General features: G+C 69.2%; 1 pseudogene. It reads left to right on the top strand.

Going from position 1 to position 549, the window contains the following annotated elements:
* Positions 1–549, top strand: a pseudogene (locus tag ACR0IM_RS24550) (tyrosine-type recombinase/integrase); the annotation flags it as partial.

Here is a 549-nt window from a genome sequence, read left to right as displayed (position 1 = left end):
CACCTTCCCGGCCCCTTCCCGGCCCTCTCCCAGGCGGATCAGGAGGCCCTGACCGACCTCTATGTCCGCGGCACGCCGGCCAATACGCTGCGGGCCTATGAGCGCGACCTGCTCTACATCACGGCGTGGGCCAATGTGGCCTTCAAGAAGCCGCTTGAGTGGCCGGAGCGTCAGGACATCGCGCTGGCCTTCATCCTCGATCACGCCCGCGATCTGAATGACGCGGCACCAGACGATCGCGCCCGCCGGACGGCGGAAGCATTGATAGATCAAGGGCTGCGCAGATCGCTGGCCTGTCCGGCCCCATCCACCCTGGACCGGCGCATCGCCTCCTGGTTGGCCTTCCACCGCATGAAGAACCTCGCCTCCCCGTTTGACGCCCCTCAGGTGAAACAGGCCCGCGCCAAGGCGCGCCGCGCCGCGGCCCGTCCTGCGGCCCCGAAGTCGCAGCACCCGATCACCCGCGATGTGCTGGAACAGCTGCTGGCCACCTGCCGCGGCTCCCGCCGGGATTGTCGCGACCGGGCGATCCTGATGCTGGGCTGGGCC

Source organism: Ruegeria sp. BF6, from assembly GCF_056538665.1.
The sequence above is the reverse complement of the archived record's forward strand: the minus strand, read 5'-3'. Positions and strand labels throughout refer to the sequence as shown.